Consider the following 9,405-nt stretch of genomic DNA (forward strand, 5'->3'; position numbering starts at 1 on the left):
ATATATAAATTAATAGTTTAAAAGATGAAAATGATAGGTAATTACATAATAAAAACAATGAAGGTATGAAAGTATAACTTTTTGTACCTTTATTTTATTTATTATTCTGAACATATTTTAAATTATTGAATAGGCTCACTTTTGAATTATATAAATTTTAGTAGAATATTTATATAATATAGATTGATAGGGAGAAAAACAAAACTTGTATAAGTGCCTAGTATCATAGTAAAATAAATACTTGAAACTATATTTCTTCCACCATTCTTCCACCTATGAAAAAAACTACTCAATAAGAATTAATATACATCAATTCAGCTTAATCTAATAAAAACATTTAAATTAAAGTAATTTGAAAAAAGCATAATTTAAATCAATTAATTCAAATAAACCTTAATTTAATGAAAATCTTAAGAAATATTTAAGATTTAGGATAATATTTTCTTAAGATTTATATTCTATTATATAGATATAAAGAAAAATTATAAAAATGTAAGATAATACAATATAACAATTTAGTCATTATTGAGAAAGGGAGTGAAAGATATTGTATAATAAATATAAGGATTATTATACAATAGAGGAAGTGAAAATATGTACAATATACTAGTAGTAGATGACGATAAAGAAATTGTTGATTCAATAGAGATATATCTTAAATCAGAAGGATTTAAAATACATAAAGCATATGATGGAATGAAAGCATTAGAAGTAATAACAGAAAATGATATTCATCTAATCTTAATGGATATAATGATGCCTAAATTAGATGGAATCAAAGCAACTGTAAAAATACGTGAAGAAAGAAATATACCAATAATTTTAATTTCAGCAAAAAGTGAAGATACAGATAAAATAATGGGATTAAACATTGGAGCTGACGATTATATAACAAAACCATTTAATTTATTAGAACTTGTAGCTAGAGTAAAATCAAACTTAAGGCGATATGTAACTTTAGGTAATTATGAAGATACATGCAAAGAAATTTTAAAAAGTGGAGCTCTAGAGCTAAATACATTGACAAAAGAAGTTAAGATTGATGGCGAAAATATAAAAATGACACCAATTGAATATAAGATAATTGAACTTCTTTTAGAAAATAAAGGACGAGTCTTCTCAATAGATGAGATATACGAAAAAGTATGGAATGAAGAAAGTTTTAATTCAGAAAATACAGTAGCAGTACACATTAGACGAATAAGAGAAAAGATTGAAATAAATCCAAAAGAACCAAGATTTTTAAAGGTGGTGTGGGGAGTTGGTTATAAGATTGAAAAATTTTAGCGGAAAACTTATGAAAGAAAAGAGTTTAATATTCAATTGCATTTTGATTTTAGTCGTTTTTACTTTTACACAAATATTAGGAATTCTTATATGTTTTAACTTCTTCTCAAGTAGCTTAATGTACTCTATGGGAATTATGCTTGTATTGAATTTTATTTTATATAAGATATTGACGATGTAGATGAGGTGAACAACTTGGAAAAATATAGAGCATTAAAGTTAGTAGCATTAATAATAGTATCTATTTCATTTCCATTAGCTATACTATTTGCATCAATAGGATTTGCTGAGCCTAAACACAATATACAAAAAACTTCTACAAGTAGTGGAATTGTTCGAATATCTGATGATTTTTATGACAGCAATATATTTGATGAAAGTACAATACAAGAGATATTATACAATTTGAAACTATCTGTAAGTAGTGAAAATAACAAAGAAGAAAAACTGAAATTAAATGATATTTATTTTAACGCAGGAGGAAAGGGCAAAAATATTGCTTTAGGTAACGATTATGGTTACTTTAACAATTATGATGAACTTGTAAATAATAAGCTATCATCTATAGAATATTTAAACTCTTTGAAAAATATAAAAATGTATATTAGAAATACATATACAGGAGAGTTTTATACTAACACAATATATGATGATTTAGATGAATTTAAGCAAAAAGTAAAGGGTTATTGTGATGTAGAAATAGTAGTAGGAGTAGAAAATGATTCTTATACTAAAAAACTAAACGGGAAGAAATTAAAATTAAATAATATTGATTTGAAACTCAATAGTATAGATGAGGAATTTAAAGCTTATGTATCCTTTCCTAAAGAACTAAGTGTTGATGATGGAATTGTATACAATAACTTTGAAACATTTAAGCAAGCTACAGAAAAAGTGAAATTATTTTTTGTAGCTAGTTTAGTTTTAGCTATTATATGTTTATTGTCTATGATATTATGTAAACGAATTAAATGTAAGGCATTAAAGAAAGACAGTGTATCTTTATTAATATACAATAAAATACCTATGGAATTTAATGCAATAATAATAGTTATCTCAATAATACTTCTATTTATGTATGTTATTAATACATCCTATGATACTTATGTTATATTACTAATTTCTATAGCATCATTACTAATTTCAAATAATATATTTTTTATAACTGTTCAGTTAAGCTATTTGGAAAATAAAATGTGTATATTTAAATCAAGTGTTATAGTTAGAATGATTTTATGGTTAATAAAAACTGTAAGGGAGGTTATTAACGCTATAAAAAAAATATCTTTAGCAAGAAAGGTTATTGGTATAGTAATAATATCTTTGGTTTTAATAATTATAATCAGTGCTCAAAGTGTAAGTCTAGGATTGTTATTTTCTATATGTATATTTTTAGGTTTTGCACTTTATATAACCAAAAGACTTTCTTATTTGAGTTATGTTATAGAAGGTACCGAAAAAATAAAAGAGGGTGAATTAGACTATAAGATAAAAATTAGTGGAAATGATAATTTTACATCTTTAGCAGAAAATATAAATAATATTGGAGAAGGTCTAGACAAAGCAATAGAAGAACAGGTAAAAAGTGAAAGGATGAAATCTGACCTTATAACTAATGTATCTCATGATTTAAAAACTCCACTTACCTCTATAATAAATTATGTAGATTTAATTAAAAAAGAAGATTCTATACAACCAGACTATATAAACGATTATATAAATGTACTAGAATCAAAGTCAAAGAGGTTAAAATTATTGATAGAAGATTTATTTGAAGCGAGTAGAGTAAGTAGTGGTAATATAGAGTTACAAGTTAGTAAAATTGATTTGGTACAACTATTAAGACAAAGTATAGGTGAGCTTGAAGAAAAATTGTCTAAAAATAACCTAAATATAAGACTAAATGTTCCAAATGAAAAAGTGTATATATGGGCAGATGGAAGAAGAATGTATAGAGTTTTTGAAAATCTACTGTCAAATATAGCTAAATATTCTTTAGAAAGTACTAGAGTTTATATCGATGTTTATGAAAATGGTGACAATGTAAAGGTGGTTATGAAAAACATATCTTCATATGAGTTAAATTTTGACCCAAGTGAGATTATGGAAAGATTTAAAAGAGCTGATGAGTCAAGAAATACTGAAGGTAGTGGGTTAGGACTTGCTATTGCAAGAGATTTAGTAAACTTACAAGGTGGAAAATTCTATATAGAAATAGATGGGGATTTGTTTAAAGCAAATTTAGAATTTCAAAAATATGAAGAAGAAATAAAGATAGATTAAAATAAAATTTCAAGATATAATATAATTTTTACAGAAAAATTAAGATATTGAAAGGTTTCCTATAAAACAATTATGTAGATACTTTTAAAGAAGGGAATACTTTTAATTAATTTTATGAGAATGTAGATAGATTTGTGTAAATATATTTTTTCTTATTAATATTACTATTTTGATATGCTCCCTTTATAGTAGACAGTTGAAATAATAACAACTGATGCTATGAAGGGAGTATATTTTTATGTTACGAAAATCTAAAATAGATTTTGAAACAAAAATTAAATTAGTTGAAATGTATTGTACAATTAGCTATAGGAGATAGGACAGTTGAAAAAATTTCAGATAAGTCTTTGAATCAACTATTTTTCATTGTATTTTAAAATAGTTGTGCGTTTTCAGTTTTCTAATCATAAGAATACTCTTTTAATATTTCTGTATAAGCAAAACACTCTGTAATATGGTCGTTGACCATGCCTGTAGCCTGCATGAATGCATAAACTGTGGTTGAGCCGAGAAATTTAAAACCCATCTTTTTCAAATCTTTGCTTATTTTATCAGAAAGTGGAGTTGTTGCAGGTAAATCTTCAACTTTTTCCCAATGTCCCACAATAGGAGTATTATTTACATATCTCCAAATCATCTTATCAAAGCTGCCATGTTTATCCTTAATTTCAAGAAATACCTTAGCGTTGTTTATAGCTGCATTAATTTTCAAACGATTTCTTATAATGCCCTCGTTTGCCATGAGTTCGTCAATCTTTTTATCATCATAAAGGGCTATCTTATTTGGATTAAATCCATCAAATGCTTCCCTGTATGACTCCCTTTTTTTAAGTATGGTTATCCACGAAAGCCCTGCCTGCATGCTTTCTAAAATTAGCATTTCAAATAGCTTATCATCATCATGTACAGGGCGTCCCCATTCGTTGTCATGATAATCTGTATATATTTGGGTATTTCCTGACCAAGCACATCGGATTTTTTCATTCATATTATATTATCCTTTCTGTTTTATAAATAATCTACATTAATTCTGCTTTACAAAGATATTATACATTTATTCAACATCTCACACAATCAAATCTTTTTAATTCTAATTAAGGCTGGCAATTCCATATAAATTCTCCTCATCTTTTTAAAATTTTTTTGATAATCAATACAATAGATTCTGGAAGTATTTTACTAGTCTTTCAACCTGTATGGTAATAATTGTATTTGATTGTATAAAATCATTACAGTACTATTTATTTAAGTAGACATAATTTGGAGATTTTTTATTCGGTCTAGCTTGTTTTTTGAAAAAATAATATGTGTCACTGCCATATTTTTTTAAAAATACTTTTTAGTATCGTATATCTTTTAGATTAGAGTGAAACTGTGCAAAATTATAAAATAAGGTAAAATCGTGTGCAATTATTTGGTATGGCACTATGTATGTAAAATATAGATAATAAAATTAAGGAGGCAGTATGAAGGAAAGGGCTAAAAAAATATTAGATTTTATTATTAAAAATAACAATGTAACATCACAAGAACTACAAGAAAAGTTCAATGTATCAAAGAGAACTGTTTACTACGATATCTTAGCTATAAACGAAGAATTAGGAAAAAGAGGTAACATAAAAAATATAAAACACAAATTTATATTTGAAGGTAACTTAGGCAATGTAAGAAAAATAATTTCAGCTGAAGAAGATAAATTTTTAGATAGTGAATATAGAAAAACTTTTATATTGAACAAAATATTACATGATGAAAAAATATCAATAGAAAAACTAACAAATGAAATGTTACTTTCAAAAAACACAGTAGTACAAACAATAACCGATATAAAAAAGTATCTTCAAACAATGGGACTAAAATTAGAATACAAGGGAAAGTACAAAGTAATAGGTGATGAATATGTTATTAGAGAACTTTTCTTGCTACTTACACAAGAAAATGTATTAGAAATTAATTCTATAAGTAAGGAAGTAACTAACTTTGATACAAAGGGATACATAAATCTTACAGATTACTCTTTATTAAATTTAACTAAGTTTACAGAGTTTCTAAATAAAAGAATAAGAGATGGGAAAACCTTGTACTCTTATAAATATCTAAATGAAGCTAAAAAAATTAGTTACTTTAATAATTGTAAAGACCTTTTATGTGAAGAAGCTAATGAAAATGAACAAGCCTATGTGTGTGCTTATGTAAGTTCACTTCCTAGTTTAAATAGTGAAGTTAAGGAAGATGTTGTTGAAGTATATGTAGATAAACTTATAGATAAGTTTGAAGTAAATACAGCAATAAAATTAGAAAGTAAGCATGAGTTTAAAAAAAATATTTTAAGGCACCTGCATTCTTCTTACAATAGAATAAGATTTAAGTTTCCTATTAGCAACCCTATGCTAGACGAAACTAAGTATAAACATAAGTCACTTTATAAGATTATAAAGTCAATTATAGAAAATGAAGAAGAGTTTCCTGTATTTGAAGGTATAAGAGAAGAAGAAATAGGATTTATAGCAGCATATTTTGGAGGATACTTAAGAGGTTCTAGAGATAATGGTCTAAGAAAGAATAAAGTCTTACTAGTTTGTCCTAATGGTCTTATGGTATCAAAGAGTTTGGAAATACAGCTATACAAATACATACCAACTATAGAAATAGTAGGCATAGTATCTATTAAGCAACTAAAAGAAGTAAATATATACTATGATTACATAATTACAACCATAGACATACAAAATGTAAGTAATGTAATAGTTGTAAATCCTCTTTTAACAACATCAGACATTCAATTACTTATGAACAAACTCATAAGTGTAAAAGAAAATGAGAAGTATTTCAGTCTTGAACTGATAATACAGGCTATAAGAAAAAATGGAGTTATTAATAACGAAGAATCACTAAAAGCTGACTTATTAAACATAATACATAAGATAGATGAAGGAGAGATGTATCAACCAATGTTAAAGGAATTAATTAATGAAGAGAGGGTCAACATAATAAGAAGTGTTAAAGATTGGAAAGAAGCAATAAAAATAGCCTCAAAACCATTGTTAGAAGACAACTCTATTGAAGAGTTGTATATAGAAAATATGATAAAGTCAGTTGAAAAGTATGGACCTTATATTGTTTTAGCTGATAGATTTGCTTTACCACATGCAAGCTCTAAAGAAGGGGTAAACAAACTTGCCATGTCCTTACTTATAGTAAAAGATGAGGTTGATTTATTAGGAAAGCCAGTGAACATATTTATGGTACTAGCTGCTATAGATAATACTACTCACATCAGAGCATTAGCATCGCTGTCGGAGATGATGTATGAAGAAGAAAATATAAAAGTAATAATTAATGGAGACAAAAGCTCAATACTAGAACTTATAAATAAACAAAATTAGGAGGAATTTAAAATGAAAATATTGGCAGTCTGTGGATTTGGTGTAGGTTCATCAATGGTATTAAAAATGACGATACAAAAGGTTCTAAAGCAGTTAAGTATAGAAGGAGAAGTAGAAAATACAGATATAAACTCAGCTAGAGGGGCTGATTGTGACTGTATATTTACAAGCCAAGAATTATTAAATGAATTAAAAGGAACTTGTAATGTACCAGTATATCCAGTTAAGAAGTATATGGATTTAACAGAAGTTACAGAAGTTGTTCAAACTTTCTTAAATGATAAGAAATAGTATAAATTTTAAAAATTAAATTTAAGTTAAACGACATAAAATAAAAACTTACTAAAATTAAAAATAGTAAGAAAGAGAGGGGGAATTTAGTGATAGAAAACTTAAATAGTTAGCCTATCACTAAAAAAATAATGCTTGATTTTATTTCAAATAATATTTTACGTAATCCGTCCATGCTAATTGGATTAATAGCAGCGTTTGGCCTTATACTACAGAAAAAGAAAGCATCAGATGTTATAAAGGGGTCATTACTTGCAGCTTTTGGCATAATAATTATGGAAACTGGAACAGGGATGTTAGTTAGTTCAATAGCACCGATTAATGGAGCTTTCCAAAGTATAAGTGGTGGTGCAGTAACAAAAGGTTTGAGTGATGTTACTTTTACTGCAAGTTATGGAGGGATTATAGGTTTAGCAATGTTTGTAGGTCTAGCTCTCCATTTAATGATAGCAAGATTTACTCCTATTAAGACAATATTCTTAACAGGTCATATGCTTTACTGGTTTCCATTTATATTTGTAGCATCTGGAGTAGAAGCTGGATTAAATGGTGGCGTGTTAATAGTTTTTGCAGCAGTATTATCAGCACTTTACTGGTCAATAATGCCATGGTTATTAAGAAAATATGTATTTGATGTTATTGGAGATGATTCTTTTACACTAGGACATCCATCTGGATGCTTAGCTCTTATATCAGGATTTATTGCTAAGCTAGTAGGAAATAAAGAAAAATCTACAGAAGATATAAATATACCTCAAAGTTTATCATTCTTTAGAGAAATATCTATAAGTGGTGGAATGGCAGTATTTTTAATGTTTATAGTTGTTGGGATAGTAATACCAGATGCATTTAAAGACAGTAATGAGTTTATTGGAACATATGCAATAAAGCAAGGTCTTTCTTTTGGAGCAGGGCTTATAATAATGCTTCATGGTGTAAGAATGTTAATAAATCAAATAATGCCAGCATTTCAAGGTATATCAGAAAAAGTTGTACCAAATGCACTACCAGCGTTTGATTGTCCAATACTATTTAACTATAAGCCAAATGCTGTATTAATAGGATTCTTAGTTGCCATGTTGACATCTACAGCTATGATTTTAATATGTAACTACTTCAATATATTTAATATGTTACTTATACCACTTGTTATAACTTCATTCTTTGAGTGTGGAGCAGCAGCAGTAATAGGCGAATCACAAGGTGGTATACGTGGAGCTATAATAGGTACAGCTGTAGCTGCAATATTTATGGTAGCTTTAGTAGGAATATCTGCTGTAATTTACTCAGGAACTATTCAAAACTGGATACTAATATTTGGTGGTAACGACCTTTCATTATTTGGTATAATCAGTAAGTTTATAGGTTCATTATTTGGAGGAGTATTATAAATATGGAATTTAAATACATAAATGAGATAAAAAGATTAATTGATATAATAGAAACTGAAGAAAAATCCAATATGGAAAAAGCAGTACAAATACTTGTTGAGGCAATAAAAAACAAAAGTGCTATATTTTCATTTGGGGCTTCACATGCAGGAATACTAACAGAAGAATTGTTCTACAGGGCAGGTGGCTGTGTTCTTATAAATCCAGTATTTGCAAAGTCTCTAATGTTAGATACAGCACCTATAACTCACACTAGCAAGATGGAAAGACTAGAAGGATATGGTGTGGCTCTAGCTGATAAGACTCCAGTTAAAGAAGGAGATGTAGTTATAATTCACTCAGTATCTGGTAGAAATCCAGTAAGTATAGAATTTGCTATGGAAGCTAAAGAAAAGATGGCAACAGTAATATGTATAACTAATTTAAGCTACTCAAAGAGTGTATCTTCAAGACATTCTTCAGGAAAAAATCTTTATGAGGTGTGTGATTTAGTAATAGATAATCATGGTCAAAAAGGAGATGCCTGTGTAGAAATAGATGGTCTAAATCAAAGAGTTAGTCCAACTTCTACTGTAATTGCAACTACTGTGATGAATTCTATTATAGCTCAAGTTACTCAAGAGTTAGTTAATAGAGGGTTAAAGAATCCACCAATTTTTTATAGTGCAAATATAGATGGTGGAGATGAGTTAAATAAGAAGATTTTTGATGAATATAAAGATGTAATTCACTATGAATATTAAGGTGAAGAAAGTATTTTAATAAGG

General features: G+C 27.4%; 7 protein-coding genes. 6 read left to right on the forward strand and 1 reads right to left on the reverse strand.

Going from position 1 to position 9,405, the window contains the following annotated elements:
• Nucleotides 1–594: 594 nt before the first annotated feature.
• Both KGF52_RS18755 and KGF52_RS18760 read left to right on the forward strand, forming a co-directional pair.
• Nucleotides 595–1,287 carry a response regulator transcription factor gene (locus KGF52_RS18755; protein ID WP_227828911.1) on the forward strand — a complete coding sequence of 231 codons (693 nt, stop codon included), beginning with the start codon at nucleotides 595–597 and terminating at the stop codon, nucleotides 1,285–1,287.
• A 195-nt stretch (nucleotides 1,288–1,482) separates the two neighbouring features.
• Nucleotides 1,483–3,570 (forward strand): sensor histidine kinase, encoded by a 2,088-nt coding sequence (locus KGF52_RS18760; RefSeq protein ID WP_255646334.1) that lies wholly within the window; start codon nucleotides 1,483–1,485, stop codon nucleotides 3,568–3,570.
• Between the two features lie 400 nt (nucleotides 3,571–3,970).
• Here KGF52_RS18760 and KGF52_RS18765 read toward each other — a convergent pair whose 3' ends face one another.
• On the reverse strand, nucleotides 3,971–4,558 hold the full coding sequence (locus KGF52_RS18765; RefSeq protein WP_227841233.1) for a DNA-3-methyladenine glycosylase I: 588 nt from the start codon (nucleotides 4,556–4,558) through the stop codon (nucleotides 3,971–3,973).
• A gap of 478 nt (nucleotides 4,559–5,036) precedes the next feature.
• Here KGF52_RS18765 and KGF52_RS18770 point away from each other — a divergent pair, with 478 nt between their 5' ends.
• From KGF52_RS18770 to KGF52_RS18785, 4 genes are all read left to right on the forward strand, one after another.
• Nucleotides 5,037–6,956: a BglG family transcription antiterminator gene (locus tag KGF52_RS18770; RefSeq protein ID WP_227841234.1), complete on the forward strand. Its 1,920-nt coding sequence runs from the start codon at nucleotides 5,037–5,039 to the stop codon at nucleotides 6,954–6,956.
• A 12-nt stretch (nucleotides 6,957–6,968) separates the two neighbouring features.
• Nucleotides 6,969–7,247: a PTS sugar transporter subunit IIB gene (locus tag KGF52_RS18775; protein WP_227828903.1), complete on the forward strand. Its 279-nt coding sequence runs from the start codon at nucleotides 6,969–6,971 to the stop codon at nucleotides 7,245–7,247.
• A gap of 131 nt (nucleotides 7,248–7,378) precedes the next feature.
• Nucleotides 7,379–8,638 (forward strand): PTS ascorbate transporter subunit IIC, encoded by a 1,260-nt coding sequence (locus KGF52_RS18780; protein WP_227841235.1) that lies wholly within the window; start codon nucleotides 7,379–7,381, stop codon nucleotides 8,636–8,638.
• A 2-nt stretch (nucleotides 8,639–8,640) separates the two neighbouring features.
• Complete coding sequence (locus tag KGF52_RS18785; protein ID WP_227841236.1) at nucleotides 8,641–9,381, forward strand: SIS domain-containing protein; 741 nt, start codon at nucleotides 8,641–8,643, stop codon at nucleotides 9,379–9,381.
• Nucleotides 9,382–9,405 lie beyond the last annotated feature (24 nt).

This window comes from Clostridioides sp. ZZV15-6597, assembly GCF_020657815.1.
In the GTDB taxonomy this organism is placed as follows: Bacteria; Bacillota; Clostridia; order Peptostreptococcales; family Peptostreptococcaceae; genus Clostridioides.